Origin of the sequence: Nocardioides guangzhouensis (genome assembly GCF_004519545.1) — a bacterium.
In the GTDB taxonomy this organism is placed as follows: domain Bacteria; phylum Actinomycetota; class Actinomycetes; order Propionibacteriales; family Nocardioidaceae; genus Nocardioides; species Nocardioides guangzhouensis.
In genome coordinates, this window is record NZ_SDKM01000007.1 from 43,408 (window position 1) to 64,305 (window position 20,898).

At 74.4% G+C, this 20,898-nt stretch carries 19 protein-coding genes; 13 read left to right on the top strand and 6 right to left on the bottom strand.

Annotated features, from left to right (window positions below):
- Both EKO23_RS06310 and EKO23_RS06315 read right to left on the bottom strand, forming a co-directional pair.
- Nucleotides 1-531 (bottom strand): LytR C-terminal domain-containing protein, encoded by a 531-nt coding sequence (locus EKO23_RS06310; RefSeq protein ID WP_134715294.1) that lies wholly within the window; start codon nt 529-531, stop codon nt 1-3.
- Nucleotides 531-827, bottom strand: a complete 297-nt coding sequence (locus EKO23_RS06315; RefSeq protein ID WP_134715297.1) for a type II toxin-antitoxin system VapB family antitoxin — start codon at nt 825-827, stop codon at nt 531-533. The genes EKO23_RS06310 and EKO23_RS06315 overlap by 1 nt, the downstream gene beginning before the upstream one ends.
- 120 nt (nt 828-947) lie before the next feature.
- On the opposite strand from EKO23_RS06315, the gene EKO23_RS06320 reads away from it, so the two are divergent.
- Both EKO23_RS06320 and EKO23_RS06325 read left to right on the top strand, forming a co-directional pair.
- A complete protein-coding gene (locus EKO23_RS06320; protein WP_134715300.1) occupies nt 948-1,601 on the top strand; it encodes a LysE family translocator in 654 nt (217 codons plus the stop codon).
- A gap of 31 nt (nt 1,602-1,632) precedes the next feature.
- Nucleotides 1,633-3,240, top strand: a complete 1,608-nt coding sequence (locus tag EKO23_RS06325; RefSeq protein WP_134715303.1) for a helicase HerA-like domain-containing protein — start codon at nt 1,633-1,635, stop codon at nt 3,238-3,240.
- Between the two features lie 117 nt (nt 3,241-3,357).
- Here EKO23_RS06325 and eccCa read toward each other — a convergent pair whose 3' ends face one another.
- On the bottom strand, nt 3,358-7,332 hold the full coding sequence (eccCa, locus tag EKO23_RS06330; protein WP_246050935.1) for a type VII secretion protein EccCa: 3,975 nt from the start codon (nt 7,330-7,332) through the stop codon (nt 3,358-3,360).
- A 132-nt stretch (nt 7,333-7,464) separates the two neighbouring features.
- Between eccCa and EKO23_RS06335 the strand changes: the two genes are divergently transcribed.
- The 4 genes from EKO23_RS06335 to EKO23_RS06350 all read left to right on the top strand — a co-directional run bounded on the left by EKO23_RS06335 (nt 7,465) and on the right by EKO23_RS06350 (nt 10,161).
- Complete coding sequence (locus tag EKO23_RS06335; RefSeq protein WP_134715305.1) at nt 7,465-8,832, top strand: hypothetical protein; 1,368 nt, start codon at nt 7,465-7,467, stop codon at nt 8,830-8,832.
- Nucleotides 8,833-8,985: 153 nt separating this feature from the next.
- Nucleotides 8,986-9,306, top strand: a complete 321-nt coding sequence (locus EKO23_RS06340) for a WXG100 family type VII secretion target (protein ID WP_134715308.1) — start codon at nt 8,986-8,988, stop codon at nt 9,304-9,306.
- A 31-nt stretch (nt 9,307-9,337) separates the two neighbouring features.
- The gene (locus EKO23_RS06345; protein WP_134715311.1) at nt 9,338-9,631 is read left to right on the top strand and encodes a WXG100 family type VII secretion target; all 294 of its coding nucleotides are present in this window, start codon (nt 9,338-9,340) and stop codon (nt 9,629-9,631) included.
- A gap of 110 nt (nt 9,632-9,741) precedes the next feature.
- Entirely contained in the window at nt 9,742-10,161 is a 420-nt protein-coding gene (locus EKO23_RS06350) for a hypothetical protein (protein WP_134715315.1), read from the top strand.
- A gap of 21 nt (nt 10,162-10,182) precedes the next feature.
- On the opposite strand, the gene EKO23_RS06355 is transcribed toward EKO23_RS06350, so the two are convergent.
- Nucleotides 10,183-10,734: a hypothetical protein gene (locus tag EKO23_RS06355; RefSeq protein ID WP_134715318.1), complete on the bottom strand. Its 552-nt coding sequence runs from the start codon at nt 10,732-10,734 to the stop codon at nt 10,183-10,185.
- A gap of 159 nt (nt 10,735-10,893) precedes the next feature.
- Between EKO23_RS06355 and EKO23_RS06360 the strand changes: the two genes are divergently transcribed.
- The 5 genes from EKO23_RS06360 (at nt 10,894) to EKO23_RS06380 (ending at nt 16,790) form a co-directional block, all read left to right on the top strand.
- A complete protein-coding gene (locus tag EKO23_RS06360; RefSeq protein ID WP_134715320.1) occupies nt 10,894-12,237 on the top strand; it encodes a hypothetical protein in 1,344 nt (447 codons plus the stop codon).
- 10 nt (nt 12,238-12,247) lie between these two features.
- The gene (locus EKO23_RS06365; protein WP_134715324.1) at nt 12,248-12,709 is read left to right on the top strand and encodes a hypothetical protein; all 462 of its coding nucleotides are present in this window, start codon (nt 12,248-12,250) and stop codon (nt 12,707-12,709) included.
- 95 nt (nt 12,710-12,804) lie between these two features.
- Nucleotides 12,805-14,163: a type VII secretion integral membrane protein EccD gene (gene eccD / locus EKO23_RS06370; RefSeq protein WP_134715327.1), complete on the top strand. Its 1,359-nt coding sequence runs from the start codon at nt 12,805-12,807 to the stop codon at nt 14,161-14,163.
- 6 nt (nt 14,164-14,169) lie between these two features.
- Nucleotides 14,170-15,549, top strand: a complete 1,380-nt coding sequence (gene eccB, locus EKO23_RS06375) for a type VII secretion protein EccB (RefSeq protein WP_167880344.1) — start codon at nt 14,170-14,172, stop codon at nt 15,547-15,549.
- Entirely contained in the window at nt 15,537-16,790 is a 1,254-nt protein-coding gene (locus EKO23_RS06380) for a S8 family serine peptidase (protein ID WP_134715333.1), read from the top strand. The genes eccB and EKO23_RS06380 overlap by 13 nt, the downstream gene beginning before the upstream one ends.
- 12 nt (nt 16,791-16,802) lie before the next feature.
- Here the strand turns inward: EKO23_RS06380 and EKO23_RS06385 are convergent, their stop codons facing one another.
- The gene (locus tag EKO23_RS06385) at nt 16,803-17,597 is read right to left on the bottom strand and encodes a class I SAM-dependent methyltransferase (RefSeq protein WP_134715336.1); all 795 of its coding nucleotides are present in this window, start codon (nt 17,595-17,597) and stop codon (nt 16,803-16,805) included.
- Nucleotides 17,598-17,700: 103 nt separating this feature from the next.
- Between EKO23_RS06385 and EKO23_RS06390 the strand changes: the two genes are divergently transcribed.
- Nucleotides 17,701-19,383 carry a helix-turn-helix transcriptional regulator gene (locus EKO23_RS06390; protein ID WP_134715339.1) on the top strand — a complete coding sequence of 561 codons (1,683 nt, stop codon included), beginning with the start codon at nt 17,701-17,703 and terminating at the stop codon, nt 19,381-19,383.
- Here the strand turns inward: EKO23_RS06390 and EKO23_RS06395 are convergent.
- Nucleotides 19,372-20,151 carry an ABC transporter permease gene (locus tag EKO23_RS06395; RefSeq protein ID WP_246050936.1) on the bottom strand — a complete coding sequence of 260 codons (780 nt, stop codon included), beginning with the start codon at nt 20,149-20,151 and terminating at the stop codon, nt 19,372-19,374. The genes EKO23_RS06390 and EKO23_RS06395 overlap by 12 nt on opposite strands.
- A gap of 62 nt (nt 20,152-20,213) precedes the next feature.
- On the opposite strand from EKO23_RS06395, the gene EKO23_RS06400 reads away from it, so the two are divergent.
- Nucleotides 20,214-20,873 carry a class I SAM-dependent methyltransferase gene (locus tag EKO23_RS06400; RefSeq protein ID WP_175582666.1) on the top strand — a complete coding sequence of 220 codons (660 nt, stop codon included), beginning with the start codon at nt 20,214-20,216 and terminating at the stop codon, nt 20,871-20,873.
- Nucleotides 20,874-20,898: the final 25 nt, after the last annotated feature.

The following is a 20,898-nucleotide window of genomic DNA, read 5'->3' on the forward strand; positions in this document are numbered from 1 at the left end:
TCAGCTGATGGCGGCCTCGGTCGGGGTGCAGATGGTGGTCCGACCCTGCGCCCGGGTCACCGTCGGCGCCTTGGCCAGCTTGCCGAACGAGTCCCCGAGGACCACCACGACGCCGACACCGATGTCGGGGCGGTTGACGAACACCTTGGTGGTGGGCCCGAGCTGCCTGGCGACCAGCTTCGCGGCGGCGTTCCTCTTGCTGTCCGCCCACACCTGGGCCCGCACCACCTTCGTGCCCTCGGGAGCGTTGCCGGTCTCGCCCGGCCCGAAGCCGCGGGCCTGCAGCGACCGCAGCACCCGGCTGGCCAGCCCCGCCTGGCGCCCCGCGTTGTAGACGCTCACCGTGATCTCCCCGGCCCGGATCTTCGTGCCGTGGGCGATCGTGCGGTCCTCACAGATCGTGTTCCCCTTCTCCACCAGCGGGTCGGTCGGCAGGTCGGCGGTGAGGCCGCGGATGCCGAACCAGATCCCGAGCAGGCACAGGACGACGAGGACGCCGAGCGTCGCCGCCGAGCGGGCGCGCCCCTCCATCAGCCCTCCAGGACCAGGACGCGGGCGTGCAGCACGTTGCGTTGCTGGAGCGCGGCCCGCAGCGCGCGGTGGAGGCCGTCCTCGAGGTAGAGGTCGCCGCGCCACTCGACCACGTGCGCGAAGAGGTCGCCGTAGAACGTCGAGTCCTCGTCGAGCAGGGCCGCGAGCTGGAGGGTGTCCTTGGTGGTGACGAGCTCGTCTAGCCGCACCTGCCGCGGTGCGACCTGGGCCCAGTCGCGCGCGCCGAGGCCGTGGTCCGGGTACGGACGGCCCTCGCTCACGCGCTTGAAGATCACGCTCCGGACTATAGCGAGGGCCCCGACGGCTCGCGGACGGTCGGGGTCTCCCGCGCGGCTCGGTGTCCCGGACCGCGATATCCGCTGGCGGGCGGCCGCTCGGGACCGGACAATCGGGACATGCCCAGCCACAGCCAGTTCCTCGCCTTCGTGGTTGCCTCGATCCTGTTCATCCAGGTGCCGGGACCGAGCCTGCTGTTCACGATCGGCCGTGCGCTCACCGTCGGACGTCGCGACGCCCTGCTCTCGGTGGTCGGCAACACCTTCGGCCTGGTCGGACAGGTGACCTGCGTCGCACTCGGGCTGGGCGCCCTGGTCGCGGCCTCGGCCGAGGCGTACACGACGCTCAAGCTCGTAGGCGCGGCGTACGTCGTGTGGCTGGGCGTGCAGGCGATCCGGCACCGCGCCGACGCCCGCGCGGCGATGGGCGCCGCCGAGGCCGAGGGCCTGCGGCCCGTCGCGCCGGCCTGGCGCTCGGTGTGGACGGGCTTCCTCGTGGGGGCGACGAACCCGAAGAGCATCGTGTTCTTCGCGGCGTTCCTCCCGCAGTTCACCGATCCGGTGGCCCCGGCCGCGCCCCAGCTGCTGCTGCTCGGGCTGGTCTTCGGCGCGCTGGCGGTCAGCTCCGACACCTGCTGGGCGCTGGCCGCCTCCCGTGCCCGCGACTGGTTCGCCCGCAAGCCCGAGCGCCTCGACCGCCTCGGCGCGACGGGTGGCGTGATGATGGTCGGCCTCGGCGCCAGCCTCGCGACGACGGGCAGCGCGAGCCACTGATCGTCGGTCCGGCGCTGGCTAGGGTGGCCGCATGAGCGAGACGCCCGCGGCCGAGCCGGCTCCCCAGGACCCGAACCCCATCGCCGCGGCGGTCGCCGCGGGCTACGCGTTCGAGGGCCCGGCCCTCGAGCTCGGAGGGCTGATGACGGGGCCGGAGGACCTCACCGACGTCCACATCCGGATCCCGCTCGGAATGGTCAACCGGCACGGCCTGGTCGCCGGCGCCACCGGCACCGGCAAGACCAAGACCCTGCAGCTGCTGGCCGAGCAGCTCAGCGCGAACGGCGTACCCGTGTTCGCCGCCGACATCAAGGGCGACCTGTCCGGGTTGAGCACGCCCGGCGAGACCAGCGACAAGATCACGGCCCGCGCCGCGTCGGTCGGGCAGACGTGGACCGCCACCGGCTTCCCGGTGGAGTACTTCGCGCTCGGCGGCCAGGGCACCGGCATCCCGCTGCGGGTCACGATGAGCGCGTTCGGCCCGCTGCTGCTCTCGAAGGTGCTCGGCCTCAACGAGACCCAGGAGTCCTCGCTCGGCCTGGTCTTCCACCACGCCGACCGGGCCGGCCTGCCGCTGCTCGACCTCGCCGACCTGCGCGCGGTCGTGCAGTACCTCACCAGCGACGAGGGCAAGCCCGACCTCAAGGACCTCGGCGGGCTGTCGACCGCGACCGCCGGCGTCATCCTGCGCGAGCTGGTCGCGTTCCAGGACCAGGGCGCGGACGCGTTCTTCGGCGAGCCGGAGTTCGACTCCCGCGAGCTGCTGCGCACGACCCCCGACGGCAAGGGCCTGGTCTCGCTGGTCGAGCTGCCGAACCTGCAGGACCGGCCGGCGGTCTTCTCGACGTTCCTCATGTGGCTGCTCGCCGACCTGTTCCACGACCTGCCCGAGGTCGGCGACGTGGACAAGCCGAAGCTGGTGTTCTTCTTCGACGAGGCGCACCTGCTGTTCAAGGACGCCTCCAGCGCGTTCCTCGACCAGATCGCCCAGACCGTGCGGCTGATCCGCTCCAAGGGCGTCGGCGTCTTCTTCGTGACCCAGCGCCCGACCGACGTGCCCGACGAGGTGCTGGCCCAGCTCGGCTCACGCGTCCAGCACCAGCTGCGCGCGCACACCCCGAACGACGCCAAGGCGCTCAAGGCGACCGTCAACACCTACCCCACCAGCGCGTACGACGACCTGGGCGAGGTGATCACCGGGCTCGGCATCGGCGAGGCGGTGGTGACCGTGATGAACGAGCGCGGCGCCCCGACCCCGGTCGCCTGGACCCGGCTGCGCGCCCCCGAGTCGCTCATGGGTCCCGCCGACCCGGCCGCCATGGACGCGACCGTGAAGGCCTCGCCGCTGTTCGCGACGTACGCCGAGGTGGTGGACCGCGAGTCCGCCCGCGAGAAGCTGGCTGCCCGTCTCGAGGCCGGGGCCGAGGCCGCTCGGCAGGAGGCGGAGGAGAAGGCCCGCGCCCAGGAGGCGAAGGCGGAGGCCAGGGCGAGGCCGAAGCCCACCGGCCGCGCGCCCCGCCGTCAGGAGGACGACGGCCTGGTCGACCAGGTCGTGAACTCCGGCGCCTTCAAGGACTTCATGCGCACCGCCGCCCGCGAGATCGCCCGGGGGATGTTCAAGTCCGGCCGCCGCCGCTGACGGTCCCATGTAACGCGGTGTTCTTGTCACTTCGCACGCGTTCGAACACGTGCGAAGCGACAAGAACACCGCGTTACAGCGGAAGTGTCCGATAGAGATCGGGGTACGTCGGTCGGGTCAGGTGGTCGGGTCGGACCAGGCGAGCTGCACCGTCTCGACGCCGCGCCCGCGGGTGATCAGGCGGCCGCGACCGGGGGGTTGCGGGGTGGGCCGCAGGTTGCCGAGCAGGGCTCCCTCCTCGGGGCTGCCGGAGAGCATGATCCCGGGCATGGCCAGGTCGCGCATCGTCTGGATGACTTGGTCGTACATCGCCCGTGACGCGCCACCGGACCGCCGGGTCACGACCAGGTGCAGGCCGATGTCGCCGGCCTGGGCGAGCAGCGGCGCCAGCGCGTGGACCGGGGAGCCCTGCTGGGTGGCGACCAGGTCGTAGTCGTCGACCAGCACCCACGCCTCGGCGCCGGTCCACCACGACCGGGTGCGCAGCTCCTCGGGGGTCACGTCCGGCCCGGGGAGGCGGTTGGCGAGGTACTCCGCGAGGTCCTTCATCGCCGGCCCCGCCATGGTGGCGCTGGTGAGGTAGTCGAGCTGGTAGTCCTGCGGGATCTCGCCGAGCAGCGAACGGCGGTAGTCGACGGCGATGATCTGCGCCTGCTTCGACGTGCTGGTCCGCACGATCTCGCGCACGACCGACCGCAGCAGGGTGCTCTTGCCGGACTGCCCGTCGCCGAGCACCAGCAGGTGCGGCTCGGCGGCCTGGTCGAGCCCGACCGGCGCCAGCTCCTTCTCGTTGATGCCGAGCAGCAGCCGCCGGTCCTCGTCGCCGACCCGGGTACGCACCTCGTCCAGCGAGACCCGGGCCGGCAGCAGCCGCAGCTTCGGGCCGCTGGGGCCGCGCCAGGCCGCCGCCGACCGGCGTACGAGCTCCTCGACGCCGTCGCCCAGCGACGCGGCGTCGGGGGTGCCGTCGACGCGCGGCAGTGCGCCGAGGAAGTGGACCTTGCCGGCCATGATGCCGCGGCCCGGGCGGCCGGTCGGGACCAGCTGCGCGACCTTGCGGTCGATCTCGGAATCGAGCGGGTCGCCGAGACGCAGCTCGAGCCGGGTGCCGAAGATGTCGCGCATCGCCGAGCGGAAGTCGGCCCACCGGCCGGCCGCGACCAGCAGGTGCATGCCGAAGGTGAGACCGCGCTGGGCCAGCGACTGCAGCTCGTACTCGAGGTCGTCGAAGTCCGCGCGCAGCGTGCTCCACCCGTCCACGACGAGGAAGACGTCGCCGTACCCGTCGTCCGCGCGACCCTCGGCCCGGCGCGACCGGTAGGTCTCGATGGAGTCGATGCCGTGGGCACGGAAGTACGCCTCGCGGCGGTCCACGACGCTCTTGATCTCCGCCACGATCCGGCGTACGACGTCAGGCTCGGACCGGGTGCCGATGCCGGCGACGTGCGGCAGGCCGGCCAGCGGGGCGAACGTGCCGCCGCCGAAGTCGAGCACGTAGAACTGGCTCTCGAACGCCGTGGTGGTCATCGCCAGGCTGGAGGTCATCGTGCGCAGCAACGTGCTCTTGCCGCTGCGCGGGCCGCCGACGACGGCCGCGTGGCCGGCGGCGCCGGTCAGCGAGATCGTCATGGTGTCGCGGCGCTGCTCGCGCGGCCGGTCGACGGTGCCGAGCGGGACGGTCAGGCCGCCCAGCCGGCGCCACATCGGCGAGACCAGTCCGAGGTCCGGCTGCTCGGCGAGGTCGGGCATGAGCTGGTCGAGGGTGTCCGGCACGTCGAGCGGCGGTAGCCACACCTGGTGCGCCGCCGGACCCTGGCCGACCATCCGCGCGACCGCGACGTCGAGCAGCGACTCCTGGTCGCCCTGCTGCGGCACCGGCGCCGCGGCGACCTCCTCCTCGACCGGCTCCAGCGACAGCACCTCGGCGATCGTGAACGGGAGGATGCCGCGCAGGTTGCCGCCCTCGTCGCGACGTACCCGCGCGCGGCCGGACGGCGGGCCGGAGACGTACGCCGCCTTGAACCGCAGCAGCGTCGACTGGTCGGGCTTGAGGTAGCCGAGGCCGGGGACCGCCGGCAGCTCGTAGGCATCGGGTACGCCGAGCACGGTGCGCGACTCGGCAGCCGAGAAGGTCCGCAGTCCCACCCGGTAGGACAGGTGGGACTCCAGGCCGCGGAGCCGCCCCTCCTCGAGCCGCTGCGACGCGAGCAGCAGGTGCAGCCCGAGCGAGCGGCCGAGCCGGCCGATCGCCACGAACAGGTCGATGAACTCCGGCTTCGCGGTCAGCATCTCGGAGAACTCGTCGACGACGATGAACAGCGACGGCATCGGCGCGAGGTCCTCGCCGGCCGCCCGCGCCTTCTCGTAGTCGCGGATCGAGGCGAAGTTGCCGGCCTCGCGCAGCAGCTCCTGCCGGCGCACCATCTCGCCGGACAGCGCGTCCTGCATGCGGTCGACGAGCGTGAGCTCCTGGGAGAGGTTCGTGATCACCGCGGACACGTGCGGCATCGCGGACATGCCGGCGAACGTCGCGCCGCCCTTGAAGTCGACCAGCACCATGTTGAGCTGCTCGGGGGAGTGGGTCATCGCGAGGCCGAGCACCAGCGTGCGCAGGAACTCCGACTTGCCGGAGCCGGTCGCGCCGATCACCAGGCCGTGCGGACCCATGCCCTGCTGGGCGGACTCCTTGATGTCGAGGTGCACCGATCCGCCGCTGTCGGCCACCCCGATCGGCACGCGCAGCCGGTCGCGCGCGGGACGCGGACGCCACGCGAGCGCGGGGTCGAAGACGTGGACGTCGCCGAGGCCGAGCAGGTCCATGAAGTCGGTGGGGCCGCTGGTCTCGCCGTCGCCGCCGGTGGACACCGTGTGCAGCGGCGCGAGCCGCCGCGCGAACGCCTCCGCGGTGGCGAGGTCGCACTGGTCGGCCAGCGCCCGGATCGGCTCGGAACGCACCCGCAGGGCGCTGACCGGGAGCTTGCCGTCCTCCGCCGGGGCGTCCGCGAACTCCAGGCGCAGCCGGGTCGGGTCGTCGAGCTCGTCCCACCGCTCGGGCAGGTCGACCAGGGTCACGCCGTGCAGGCCGTCGGGCGGGATGATGTGGTTGCCGGGCGGCAGGCTGCCGCCGTCGATGACCAGCAGGATGTGGGGTGTCGCCGGCACCTCGTCGGCGCCGAACCGGGGCCGGTCGGACAGGTCGGGCGGCAGCATCGAGCCGAGGTCGTCCAGCGAGGTGGTGACCATCCGCCGCGGGCCGACGGCGTCTCCCTGCTGGGTGCTGAGGGAGTGCGGCAGCCACTTCAGCCAGTCCCACTGGGCGAGGTGCTCGACGGAGCAGAGCACCGCCACCACGAGGTGCTCGGGGCTGTGTGACGCCGCCGCCGAGCACACCATGGACCGGGCCAGCGAGCGTGCCGCCTCCTCCTCGCCGGTCAGCTCGATCCGGTCGAAGGCGCGCAGGTCGATCGAGGCGGGCAGGTGCGGCTGGACCCGGTGCACGACCAGCAGCCGGTGCAGGGCCGACGCGGCGGCCGGGTCCACCTGCTCGATCGGGGCGCTGTCCGGTGGGACCAGCTCCAGCGAGAGCGGTTGCGACGACAGACCGTAGCGGACGTGCAGGAAGGTGTCGTCGCCCGGCGTGTGCTCCCACAGCCGGACCCGGTCCTCCGCGAGCGCGGGCAGCGCGGACGGGTCGGGGTGGTGCCAGGTCAGGGACGCCCGCTGCTGGTCAGCGGCGTTCCGCGCGATCGTGCGGATGTTCGCGAGGTACTGGAGGTACTCCGTGCGCGACCCGGTCAGCTGCTGGTTGCGCTGCTTCCGGGTCCGGTCGATCTGCACGACGATGAAGCCGACGGTCGCGAACAGGAACATGCCGGCCGCGATCATCGCGCGGGTGTTGGTGCCCCCGCCGGCGGTCTGGCTCATGCCCGCCACCAGCACGATCGACCCGACGCTGCCGAGCATCGGGATCGCGGTCATCAGCGCGTTGCCTGCCCCCTCGTGGGGCTGCAGCTCCGGCGGTGCCTGGAGCTTGATCTGCCCGCTGGGCATCTCGGGCGGGTCGAGCCGCTGTCCGCTGCGGAGCGTGGTCACGCGTCCCCCTTGTCGGCACCGTGCAGGCGGGTGGTCGTGCTGGTGGGTCGCGCTCGATCCTAGGCCGAAGCGCGTCGTCCGAAACCTCCGCGGCGTACTACCCTCTCGACGCAGACCGAGAAGGGGGACGTCGTGGCCGGACCTGCCGTGGACACGCTCGCCGTGACCGTGCACGGCTCCGCGGGGGCGCTCGACCTGCTGGTCCCCGCGGGCGCCTCGGTCGCCGACGTTGCCCGCGAGTACGCCGCCCAGTGCGGCCTCGCGCAACCTCCGGCGCTGCTCACCTCCGGCGGCCGGAGGCTGCCCGACCAGGTCGGCCTCGAGACCGTCGGGGTGCGCTCCGGCGACCTTCTGGTCGCTTCGTTCGGGCCGGTGCCGGCGCCCGACCTCCCCGCTGCCCCGGACGCCGCCGTCCGCCGCGAGGGCGACCGGCCCGGTCCCGCCGCGGCCGTCTGGTGCGCGGTCGCCGCACTGCTCGGCGTGCTCGCCGCGGTGGCCGCGGCCGGTGCCGACGGGACGGCCCGCGAGGCCACGATCGCCTTGCTGGTGCTGGCCGCGCTGAGCGGGGCAGTCCCCGTCGGGCGGCACGCCGCCCAGCGGGCCGCCGCCGCCCCGGCGTTCGGCGGGGCGGCCGCGTTCGCCGCGGCGTACCTGCCCGGCGCCGAACGCCTCCCGCTCCTGGTCGGGATCGCCGGCCTCGGCGCGGCCGCGGCGGCCGGCATCACCCGCGCGGCGGGGGTGAGCAACCGCGAGGTGCAGAACGTCTGGATCGCGACCGGCCTCGGCGTGTTCGTGGTCGTGGGCGGCAGCCTGCTCGCCGGTTTCGCGCCGCAGGTGGCATGGTGCCTGCTGCTGCTCCTCGCCCTGACCGCCGCCCGCTCGGTGCCGGCGCTGGCCGTCGACGTCCCCGACCAGATGCTCATCGACCTCGAGAAGCTGGCGGTCACCGCGTGGTCCGCCCGCGGCCGCACCACCGGCCGCCGCGGCCGGATGGTGATCCCCGAGGCCGGCGTCCGCGAGCTCCTGTCCCGGGGCGCCACGACCGTCGACGCCGCAGCCGGCGCCGTGCTCGTGGTGGTCCTGGTCTCGGCGCCCGCACTGCTGGTCACCGCGACCCTCGACCTCGACCGCACCGGCGCCGCGCTGCTGGTGCTCTTCGCCGGTGGCGGGCTGCTGCTCGCGGCCCGCAGCTACCGGCACCCGGTCGCCCGCGCCGAGCTGCGCGCGGCCGGCCTGTTCGCCTGGCTGGTGCTCGTGGTGGACCGGCTGCTGGCGGCACCCGAGACCACGCTCTGGTACGTCGTGCTGGCGGCGCTGGCGCTCGCCGGCGGGGTCCTCGTCGCCGCGATCGCGACCGGCCGCGGCTGGCGCTCGGTGTGGTGGGCACGCCGGGCCGAGATCGGCGAGGCACTGTGCGGCGCCTTCGCCGTGGCGTCCTTCGTGGTGGCCGCCGGCCTCTTCCGCCACCTGTGGGAGCTCACCTCCCGACTCGTGTCCTGACCCGCCCCGCACCGCGACCCGCCGGACCTGTGGAAATCCCGGGGTCGATGTTTAGCAGGGAGGGCCGGGGGTAGTCCCTTGGGCGGCGCACCAGCCAGCACGTCTACGAGAAGGCTCGAGCGGTCCGTCCGACTCGGGGGAAGGAAGTCCACCATGGGCGACACGTCCGGAATGAAGAAGACAGATCAAGTCCTCCACGCCGCGGCCCAGGACGTCGCGACCACCAAGGAGGACCTGCTCGGCCGCATCAAGACGCTGCGCGGCCGGCTCGAGGCGCTCAACGGGCAGTGGGAGGGCCGCGGTCATGTGGCGTTCCAGGGCGCGATCGAGTCGTGGCAGAACACCGCCGACCGGGTCATCGGCGCGATGGACGACTTCAGGGCGAACCTCGAGGGCTCCGAGGCGACGTACGACGAGTCCGAGGACATCGTCGCCGGCGGCCTGAACCGCTACCAGAACGGGCTGGCCGGCTGACGCCGGCGGACGGACCAGAGGAGACAGGACGATGGGAAACCTGAAGGTCGGCTACGAGGCCCTCGACGGTGCGGCCTCCGACATCAAGCAGGCCGCGCTCGACATCGAGGACAAGCTCACCGCGATGGAGAAGCGGATGCAGGGTCGTCGTGACGAGTGGACCGGCAGCGCGTCCGCCGCGTTCGACGAGGCCCGCATCAAGTGGGACGGCGCGATGAACGACATGAAGGACATCCTCAACGACATCGCGCAGACCGTGGGTCTCTCCAACGCGGAGTACCAGCGGGCCGAGGCGGCCAACGCCCGGCGCTTCCAGGGCCACTGACCCGACGGACCGACGCGGCCGACTGACACGACGCCGGCCGGGGGGCCACCGCTCCGGTGGCCCCCGTACGGCGTCCGACGACGCACCACCGCACGATCAAGGACACCGCCATGCTGCTCCCCGACTTCGGCAAGATCGTCGAGTCGGTCTCGCGCATCCTCGAGCTCAACCCGGAGGACGTGAAGGACCTGGCCGGCAGGACGCGGACCACGGCGGACGACCTTCTCTCGGACAAGAAGTTCCGCTCGCTGCAGCTCGAGCCGTCGATGCTCGGCGGGTTCTCCGGCGCCGCGGCCGTGACCAGCGCCCACGGCACCGCCCACCAGGTCGTGCTCGGCACGCTCCGGGGCGTCAACGAGGACCTGATGGCGTTCGCGGGCTACCTCGACAAGGCGGTCGAGGGCCTCGGGGACGCCGACGACCTCAGCGCCACGGCGCTCGACCAGCTCGCGCAGATCCGCTACGGCGACGCCGCCGACCAGGCGCGCCTCAGCGCCCAGGAGCAGTACGTCCCCCGCGACGACACCTGACCCACCCCTCGCGGGTCCGGGCTACTGCCACTCCCAGCTGGCCAGCACCGAGTCGAAGACCTGCTGCCGCTCCTTCGGCGTGCCCAGCAGGGTCATGCTGATCGATACCTGGGTGCCCTCGTAGACCGCGCCGAGCTCCTCCTTGACCGCGCCGCCGACCTCGACCGCCCGGATGCGGTACGCCGGCTCGCCGGCCAGCTCGGTGTCGGGCATCCGTCGCTTCTTCCCGATGGTCTGGAAGCTGCGGAAGTTGTCCCGCGCCACCTCGGCGAGAGGCCGTACCTCGTCGGTGATCTCCGCGACGCCCATCAGCTCACGCGCGTTCGACGTGTTGTCGAGCTGGTGCATGAAGTCGGTGCTGAACGACCCGTCGAGCTGCCACCCGTCGGGGGCGTGCACGTCGAAGACCTCGCCGTCGATCAGGGGGCCGGTGGCGGCGGGCACCTCGGTCGGGGTGGACTCCGTGGCGCTCGAGGACCCGCTCGGAGCCGGGTCGGCGTCGTCCCGGCCGTCCTGGCAGCCGGCCAGAGCCAGGCAGATCGTGACCGCGACGGCACTCGCCAGTGCTCGCATGGATCGACCCCCGAGTCTCGATGTCGTGCCGACGTGGACGGCGTCGACGCTAGCAGGCCGGGTCGCGCCGTACGGGGCGAGGTTTGAGGGGTGCAGCGGGGGGTAGGGAAGCCCGTGGCATCCCGGACGGGGACCCGATGTCGTGAAGGAGCAGTCCCGATGGTGGCAGCAGACGGTGGCGGCGGCGGTGGCGGCGGCGGTGGCGCGGCCGGTCCTCAGGAGCAGAAGCTCCTCCAGGCCTTCTCGGCGAACCTCGACGCCGTGGACGCGGCGGCCGCCTCGTGGTCGCTGGGCGCGGACCTCCTGAGAGGTGTGGCCCGGAAGCTCACGTCGCAGGCGGCCCAGCTCGAGACCAGCTTCGGGCCCAACAACCCGACCGGCGCCGCGGCCGCCGAGCGCTACCGCGAGGTGCAGAAGAAGGTCGACCAGCGGGCGTCCGAGATGACCACCGCGGCCAACGCCCTCACGACCACCTCCACCGGCCTCCGTGCGGCCCAGGCCGACTACGACCGGCTGCCGAAGGTCACCACGAACCCGAACGCCCCGCAGACCGACCTCGAGCGGCTCATGGACCCCGGTGGGAGCCTCCGCCAGGCGCAGCACGACAGCGAGGTGGCCGCCCGCGAGAAGGCGGCCGGCGCTGCCCTCACGAAGCTCGACACGCACTTCGAGAAGTCCGCCTCGGACCTGCGCACGGTTGCCGGCGACCCGCCCAGCCGCAGCTCCGGCGGCGGTGGTGGCGGCGGCACCGGCGGCACGTCTCCGCTGGTCCGCAGCGGCGGCGGGGGCACGGTCGACGCCGGCCCGGGCGGCCGGCCGGACGGGGGACGCGACGACGGCCCGCGCTACGAGGTGGGCCCGAAGGACCCGAAGGGTCCGCGCGACGACGGCAACCCGGGCGAGCCGACCCCGACCGGACCGCGCACCGTCCCGGTCGGCGGCAACCTGGCGGGCGGCAGCGGCACCTACCAGCCCGGCGCGTCCGGCGGCTCGTCGTACGCCCCCGGCAGCACCGCCACCCCGGTCTCCGGCTCCGGCGCGGCGGCGGGCTCGGCGCTGGGCGCCGGCGTGGTCAGCGGCGCGGGCGCGATCGCGGCCAGCCGCGGCGGCATGCCGGCGAGCATGCGGCCGGTCACCGGCGCGCCGGGTGCCTCCGGCGCGATCGGCCGGTCCTCCGGCAGTGCCGCGTCGCGCGGGGCGATCGGGCGCTCCGGGTCGATGGTGCCCGGCCAGGGCGGCACCGCCTCCCGGACCGGCGGCACCACCGGCGGACGGGGTGCGGCGGGTGGCCGCGGCACCACGGTTCCCGGCCAGGGCCAGGCCGCCGGCAAGGGCGGTCGCTCCGGAGCCGGGGGTCGCGGCGGGCGCGGCCCGGCTGCTGCCGGCCAGGGCGGCCGGGCCGGCAAGAAGGACGAGAAGGACGTCGCCCGGGAGCACCTCGCGTTCGCCGACGAGGAGAGCTGGCTCGACGACGAGGGCGCCACCGACTCGGTGATCGACTGAGGGCGGGGAGATGGTTCTCGCCACTGGCCCCGAGGGTGGGCCCACGCGCACCGCTGCGTCCGGCACGACGGGGATCGTCCTCGACTCGGCTGCCGTGCTCGGCCTGGCCCGGCAGACGCGTCAGACCGCCGACGACGTCGCGGGCGACCGGACCTTCCGGAAGCTGTCGCTCAGCGGCGGCATGCTCGGCGGCTACGCCTCGGCCGCCGACGTGGTGGCCGCGCACCGGTCCGCGCACGCGGTGGTCGCCGAGACGATCGACGGGGTGCGGGCCGACCTCGAGCAGTTCAGCGGCTACCTCACCGAAGCGGTCGCCGGGCTCGAGGCAGCCGACCAGCTCTCGGCAGGCGCTCTCGACCGGCTCGCCCGGATCCGGGTCGGCACCGCCGCCGAGGACGCCAACCGCGACGCCCGTACCCGGCACGTCGACCGGCCGGAGCCCGACGACACGACCGCCCCGGCGGACGGCTGAGCCGCGGGTAGGGTGACCTGCGCGGACCGGGCCGCGACCCTCGTTCGCGCAGGTACGACGTTCTGACAAGGCCACCACACACGAACGGGGAGAGGATGTCCCACGCCGCGACACCCACCAGCACCTCGGGCCTGGTCCGGGTCACGGTCGCCTCCGGCACCCGCCGGGTGGACCTGGTGCTGCCGGGCTCGGTCCCCGTCGCCGAGCTGGTCCCCGAGCTCGCCCGCAGCGTCGGCCTCCTCGACGCCGCCACCGTCCACGGCGGCTACCGCGTCATCACCCAGGACGGGCGCCCGCTCGCCGGGGACGCCGGCCTGACCATGCAGGGGGTGCGGGACGGCGGCCTGCTGACCGTCGCGGCCGGCGTCGACGACGCTCCGCCGCGGGTCTACGACGACGTGGTCGAGGCGATGGCCGATGCCGTCGAGCGCGACCTGAAGCCGTGGGAGCCGGCCGCCGGGCGGCGTACCGCGCTCACCGCCGCGGTGCTGCTGCTCGGTCTCGGAGCGTTCGCGCTCCACCTCCAGCGCGGCTCGACCGTCGCGGCCGTCGCGTCCGCGATCATCGCGGCGTTGCTCGTGGTCGGTGCGGTCGTGCTCAGCCACGCCCAGCGCGAGCGGGAGGCCGCGATCTGCCTGGCCTGGACGGGCGCCGGGTACGCCGCCGTGGCCGGTCGCATGCTGGTCCCCGACGGCGACCTGTTCGGCTACCCGGTGGCCGCCGCCGGAGTCGGCGCCATGCTCGCGGGGATCGTGTGCGTCGTGGGCCTGCGGTCCGGCCGGGCGCTGGTCATCCCCGCCGTCGTCGTCGGCAGCATCTGCGCCGCCGTCGGGCTCGTGATGACCCGGACGACGGTCGACGCGGCGGTCGTGTTCACGACCGTGCTGGTGCTGGTCGTGGTCGTCGGCAGCGTGCTGCCCTGGCTGGCGCTCGGTGTCACCGGCACCAACGTCGAGCAGATCTACAGCCACGCCGACATCACCCGCGAGCCGACCGCGGTCGACCCGGGCGTGGTCCGCGAGGACGCGCTGGTCGGCCACGAGATCCTGCTCGCGGTCTCGGCGACGGTCGGTGCGCTGCTGGTGCTCACCGCGCCGCTGGCGGTGACCCTGGGCCTGGCCGGCACCCTGATCGCGGTGGCCTCGTCGGCGGTGGTCATGCTCCGCACCCGCCAGTACCGCACCGGTTCCGAGGTCATGGTCGGCCTCGCCTCCGGCATCCTCGGCCTGGTCACGACCGCCGGCGCCGTCCTCGTCGTGCACCCCGACTGGCGGGCCACCGTGGCCGTGGTGCTGGCCGCGGCCGGTGCCCTGCTGCTGACCGGCACCTTCGTCCCGGGCTCCGCGTCCGTGCGCCGCGGGCGGCTCGCCGACGTCGCCGAGGTCACCGCCCTGGTCGCGCTGGTGCCCCTGCTGGTGCTCGCGGTCGGGCTGTACGACCGGGTCCGGGGGTGACTGCGGGTGTCGACCAAGCGTGACCTGGTCGAGGCGCACGCGTTCAGCCGGCGGCGCCTCGTCACCGCCTTCGTCAGCGGCGCCCCGGGAGGTCGTGAGGTCGAGCCGGCCCGCCCCGGCCGGGCGATCGTCGGCGGTGTCGCGCTCGCCGTGCTGCTGGTCGCCGGCGCCGCGATCGCCGGCGTCTTCTCCCCGCGCACCCCGGAGGGCTGGCGTGACCAGGGCATCGTGATCGCCCAGGAGACCGGCAACAACTACGTCGTGCTCGACGACGACGGCGCGCTGCTGCCGACCGACCCGATCTCGGCCCGGCTGATCTACGGCTCGGACTCGGAGGTGATCTCGTCGGTCTCGCAGGACGAGATCAACAAGGTCCAGATCGGCGACGACGTCGGCATCTACGGGGCCCCCGACAACCTCCCCTCGTCCGGACTGCTGGTCGACAGCGGCTGGAGCGCCTGCCTCAACGACGACGGCGGCGCGCAGTTCCGGATCGACCGCACGGCGGCGACCACCCCGGCGCCGTCCGCCGCGGTCACCGTCGAGGGCAGGGAAGGCAAGCGCTGGCTGGTCGCCTCGGCCGGCGACGGCTCCGGCGGCTTCCGGCTCGACCTCGGCTCGGGTCCGGTCGCCAACGGCATCCTGGCCCGGCTCGGACTCGGCTCCGCACCGGAGTACGTCGTTCCCGACGAGTGGCTCAACCTGTTCCCGGTCGGCCCGTCGCTGAGCGCGGGGTCGTTCGGGGTCTCCGGCAGCGGCGCCGCGTCGTACGCCGGGAGCCTGGGCGACCCGGGCCTGCAGGTGGGCAGCCTGGTGACCTACGCCGGCAAGAGCTACGTGCTCGACACCGACGAGCCGGTCGAGGTCTCCCCGTTCGCGGCGGCGGTCTACGAGATCGTGGCGGACCGCCGGCCGGTCGAGATCGACACCTTCGAGGCCCGGCCCCGGGCCGCCGCCGACCTCTCGGTGTGGCCGGCCGCCGAGCCGGTCGCGCTGACGGCGGAGCCGTGCGCCGTGCTGGACGCCGATTCCGGTCGCGCCTCGCGCACGCTGCTGGCCACCACGCCGACGGGCGACGCCGGCGCCGACGACGTCGGGGACGCGATCCGGTTCAGCGTGGCGCCGGGCCAGGGCGCCTACGTGCGCACCGCCGGGCACGGCGACGCCGCCGGCGGCCAGCAGTGGGTCGTCGACTCCGGCGGCACCCGCTACCGCCTCGGCGGCAAGGGCACCGAGACCGCCGGCCTGCTCGGTTACTCGTCCTACGACCCGCCGACCATCCCCGACGCCTGGATCGAGCAGTTCGCCTGCGGGCCGGAGCTCTCGGCGCGGGCCGCGCTCGGGTCGCCGGACGCCGAGAGGGCGACGAGCTCGTGCCAGGCCTGAGGCCGCCCGCCGCTCGGCTGCTGGCTGCCGGCCTGCTCGGCGCAGGGCTCGCCGCGTCCGTCGCCGGCCCGACCGCGCCGGCGTACGCCGAGGGGGCGTGCGTGCGTGACGTCCCGGACGCCGGCGAGCCGGTCACCTACGAGAAGCCGAACGACCGGGTGGCCACCGCGCTGCGGCTGCCCGAGGCGCACCGGATCAGCAACGGCCGGGGCGTGGGCGTGGCGGTCGTCGACTCCGGGGTCGACCCCGCGACCGGCATGGTCGACGTCCGCGGCGCCGCCACGGTGGCCGGCCCGGGTGCGATCGCCGACGCCCACGGCACCATCGTCGCGGGCCTGGTGGCGGGCAACGACCGGGAGCGCGGGGTGCTGGGCGTGGCCCCGGGCGCCCACGTGGTTCCGGTCCGGGTGACCGCGCCCCGCCCGGAGGGCTTCGGCTCTTCCGGGGAGCCGCCGGAGCTGACCGACCGCGCGCTCGCAGCCGGCATCGACAAGGCGGTCGCCTTGGCACGCACCGAGAACATCCGGGTCATCAACCTGTCGCTGGAGCTCGACGACGCCAGCCCGGCCGTGCAGGAGGCGATCGACCGGGCCACGCGGCGCGGGATCCTCGTCGTCGCCGCGGTCGGCAACCGGACCGCCGACCCCGACGACGAGGACGACCCCGACCGCTACCGGCCGGGGGAGGACGAGGTGCGCTTCCCGGCGTCGTACGACGACGAGGTGCTGGCGGTCACCGCCCTCGACCCGGACCTCGACCTCGACCCGACCTGGGTGTGGACCGGTCCGGAGACCGACGTGTCCGCGCCCGCCGTCGGCGCGATCAGCGTCACCGTCGGCGGCTCCACCTGCGCGATCGGGGATGTCGCCTCGAGCTGGGCGACCGCGCAGGTGAGCGGGCTGGCGGCCCTGCTGTTCGCCCAGAACCCGAACCGCAGCCCGGCCCAGGTCGCGACCCGGATCGAGGCCACCGCGCGGGGGGCGTACGCCGACGACGCGCTCGACGGGCACGGCATGGTCCAGCCGCTCGAGGCGCTGACCGCGCAGCTGCAGATCGCGAAGGACGGGACCCTCCAGCGCGCCCCGGCGTACGTCGAGGCGCGGGGCGAGCTGAGCCCGCCCGAGCGGCCGCAGGACGTGGCCGCGGAGTCCCGGCGCACCATGATGTGGTGGGGGCTCGGGGCCGGCGGGCTGGTCCTGCTCGGGCTGTTGCTGCGGCCGCTCACCGCCCGGCGCCCCTGAACGAGCGGGACGTCAGGGCTTGCGGGCGGCCACCATGAGCGCCCGGATCGGCGCGTCGACCCCTCCGTCCAGCCGGACGAACGGCGCCAGGACGGCCCGGCACTCGACCAGGACGGCGTCCATCGCTCGCGGGTCGATCCGCTCGACGAGCGGGGTGGCCGCGATCTCGGTGCGTACCAGCGTGTCCGCGGACGGGAACGACACCGTGCCGAGGCTGCTCCTGGTCTCGACGACCTCCAGCCCTGCCTCGACGAGCAGGTCGCAGAGCCCGGCCAGCTGGCCCTGCGACCAGTAGGTTCCGAGCAGGACCCGAACCTCCGGACCCGCCAGCCGGGCGACCGCGTCGACGAAGGGTCCGTACGCGGGTTGCCGGTCGAGCCCGGCATAGGTCTGGAGGGCCACGGTGCCGCCACGCCGGACCACCCGTGCCATCTCGGCGACCGCGCGTCGCGGGTCGGGGAAGAAGAACAGCGCCGACTGGCACAGGGCGTGCGCGAACTCCCCCTCGCGGTACGGGAGGTCCTCGGCGTCGCCGATCCGCCACTCGAGGTCGGGGCTGCGCGCCCCGGCCACCTCCAGCATCGCGGGGTTCAGGTCGACACCGACGACGCGACCGCCGGCCCCGACGACGTCCGCAACCGCTCGGGCGACGACCCCGGTGCCGCAGGCCACGTCGAGGACGTCGTCGCCGGCCCTGATCCGTGCACAGCTCACGAGCTGGGGCGCCCACTGGGCGAACAGCGCGGGCACGAACACCTCGTCGTACGTCCTGGCCTGCTCGGAGGACAGGTGGAAGGTCTCGGTCATGCGGCACCTCCTCGATCCGATCCCCAGCGTGGGCCGGACGCGGTGGCGGCACATCGGACAGCTGACCTATTCGGAGGCGCGGACTCCGCGCGATCATGGCGGTGTGCGGTACGACGACCTCGTGGCCGAGGCGCGTTCCGCGGCAGCCGCCGGCCGATGGGAGCAGGCCCGGGCGGCGTACGCCGGAGCGGTGGCCGAGCGCGAGACGGCCGGGGCCCTGGACGGTCTCGGCCGGGTCTGCTGGTGGCTCGGCGACGTGCGCGCCGCGATCGAGCACCGGCAGCACGCGTTCCGCCTCCTGGTCGACGCCGACGCAGACGAAGAGGCGGCGCGGGCGGCAGTGGACCTGTGCGTCTGGTACCTCACGAACCTCGACAACGTGGTCGCCGCGCGTGGCTGGCTGGCGCGGGCGGACCGCGCCGCAGCCCGTGCCGGGAGCGACGTCGCCCGCGGCTGGGTGGTGCTCCTCCAGGCGCTGCTCGACGACGACCCCGATCGACAGCTGACCGGCCTCGAACGGGCCCGGGCCTTGGCCGTGACGGGCAAGGACACAGCCCTCGAGACCATGGCGCTCTCCGACCTGGGCCTCGTGCTGGTGCAGCGTGGGCAGGAGGAAACCGGGCTGGTCCACCTCGACGAGGCGATGACGAGCGCGTTCGGTGGGCTGGACGACCTGCAGGTGGTGGTGTGGTCGTCCTGCAACATGCTCGCGGCCTGCAGCCTGGTGGACGACCTCGTCCGGGCCCGCCTCTGGTGTCGCGAGGCAGACCGGTTCATGGCGAGGTACGGGTGCCCGTTCCTCCAGGCCCGGTGCCGGGCCCACTTCGGCAGCGTGCTGCTGGCCGCCGGCGAGTGGCAACAGGCAGAGGACGAGCTGCGCCGAGCCCTGGCGATGTCGTCGGAGGTCGGGGCCGGTCCCGCGGAGGAGGCCCGGCTCGCGCTCGCCGACCTGCGCTGCCGACAGGGGCGCCTGGAGGAGGCGGCCGAGCTCCTCACGGGCCTCGGGCACACGTCCCGGGCGGCGGTGACGGTCGCGGCGGTCGACCTGGCTCGGGGGTTCGCGAGCCGCGCCGCGGCGGTGCTCCGCGATCGGCTGGACCGGATGGCGTCGGGGGACCCCGAGGTCGCCGCGGTGACCGCAGCACTCGCCGATGCCTGCCTGGCCTGTGGCGACACCGAGACCGCGGCCGACCTGGTGCGGGAGGAGGCCGGGGTGTGGCAGGTGTCCGCGCACGCGCGCGCCAGGGCCGTGCTGGTGCGTGCGGCCGGGTCGGTCGCGGCGGCACGGGGCGACGCCGAAGCGGCCGCGCGCCTGCTGGCCGCGGCGTGCGACGCGTTCCGCGAGGGCGCCCTGCCGTTCGAGCTCGGGCAGGCGATGCTGGCCCTGGCCGAGGTCACGGCGCAGCGCGACCCCGACCTCGCCGCGGTCCACGGTGGCGAAGCGCTGGAGTGCCTCACCACGCTGGGAGCAGCGTCGGAGGCCGCCCGGGCGGCGGCGTTCCTGCGTTCGCTCGGCGTGACCCCGTCGGTCGCACGTCGCGTCCCCGGGGTCCTGACGGCGCGCGAGCGGGAGGTGCTCGCCCTGCTCGGGCAGGGCTTGTCGAACCCCGAGATCGCTGCACGGCTGTTCCTCAGCCGCAAGACCGTGGCGCACCACGTCAGCAGCGTCCTCGCCAAGCTCGGGATGAGGTCCCGGGTCGAGGCCGCGGCGTACGCCGCACGGGTAGGCGTCGCGCGGGTGGAGGAGGGGACGCCGGTGCGCGGCATCCCGGACTCAGCGGGGTAGCGTCCCCGCCAGGTCGCGGCGGAGCACGTGCCCGTGGGCCACCAGGCGCAGCAGCACCGCACAGGTGATCGCCTGCCCAGCCATCAGCCCGATCAGCACCAGCACCTGGGCGGCTCCGGCCTCGAGCGGGGTGCCACCGCCGAGCAGCACGCCGACGAAGGCGCCGGGCAGCGTGACCAGGCCGACGGTCCGGGTCTGGTCGAGCCCCGGGAGCAGGGACTCGCGGGCGGACGGCTGGACCACCAGCAGCGCCGCGTCGGGGGCCTGGAACCCCAGCGCCAGGGCCGCCTCGTAGGCGCCGCGCTGCGCGCCGAGCTCGGCGCAGGCCCGGCGGCCGGTCAGCGTCGCGGCGGTCATGGTGTTGCCGATGACGATGCCGGCGATCGGGATGATGCCGGCGCCGTTGAACGGGATCACGCCGGAGCCCAGGCTCAGCGCGAGCACGGGTACGGCGCCCGCGGCCACCGCCGCCCCGACCAGCGGCACCTGCCGGCGCGCGACGTCGATCCGCCGCGCCGACGTCGCGGTGGCCACGACGTACATGACGAGGACGAAGAGCAGCGACCACCACAGCGACCGCAGGGTCGCCGCGATCACGGTGGACACGACCGCGAGCTGGACCACGGCCCGGACGGCGGCGGTGACCTGGCCGCGACCGACCCCGAGACCGCCCAGCGCGGACGCCGTCACGGCCACGCCGACCAGCACCACGAGCACCACGGCCAGCCGCCAGTCGGGCGTGGGCGCGGCGGTGACGAGGGGCAGCACGGGTCGAGACTGCCACGGGACCGGGGTTCCTCCACCGTCCCGCGCGGCGGGATACTCGGCGCATGGGAGGCTGCTGCGAACCGTCCGGGTACGACGACCTGTTCGGCGCGCGGTTCTCGCGCCACCTCGCCAAGCGATACCGCAGGCGCGGACTCGACCGGACGGCGAGCCGGATCGTCGAGTTCCTCGCGGCCCAGGGGGTCGAGGGGGCAACGGTGCTGGAGATCGGGGGCGGGGTCGGCGACCTGCACCTCGAGCTGCTGCGCCGTGGCGCCGCCCGGGCGACCAACCTGGAGCTCGTCGACTCCTACGAGGACGACGCCGCGGCGCTCGCCACCGAGGCGGGCGTGGCCGACCGGGTGACCCGGCGCCGGCTCGACCTGGTCACCGACCCGGACGCGGTCGAGCCGCACGACATCGTGGTCCTGCACCGCGTGGTCTGCTGCTACCCCGACCACCAGCGCCTGCTGGGCGCCGCCGCCCGGCACGCCACCAGGCTCCTGGTGTTCAGCCACCCGCCGCGCAACGCGGTCAGCCGGCTGCTCTTCGCAGCCGAGAACCTCGGCTTCCGGATCCGGCGGATCGCCTTCCGGACCTACCTGCACGACCCCGGCGCGCTCACCGTCTCGGCCGAGCAGGGCCGGCTCCGTGCCACCTTCCGGCACCGCGGGCTGACCTGGCACGTGGTCGGCCTGACCGACCCGGTGCGGGCCGCCGTGTAGCGCCGTATCCTCGGCGGGGACACCG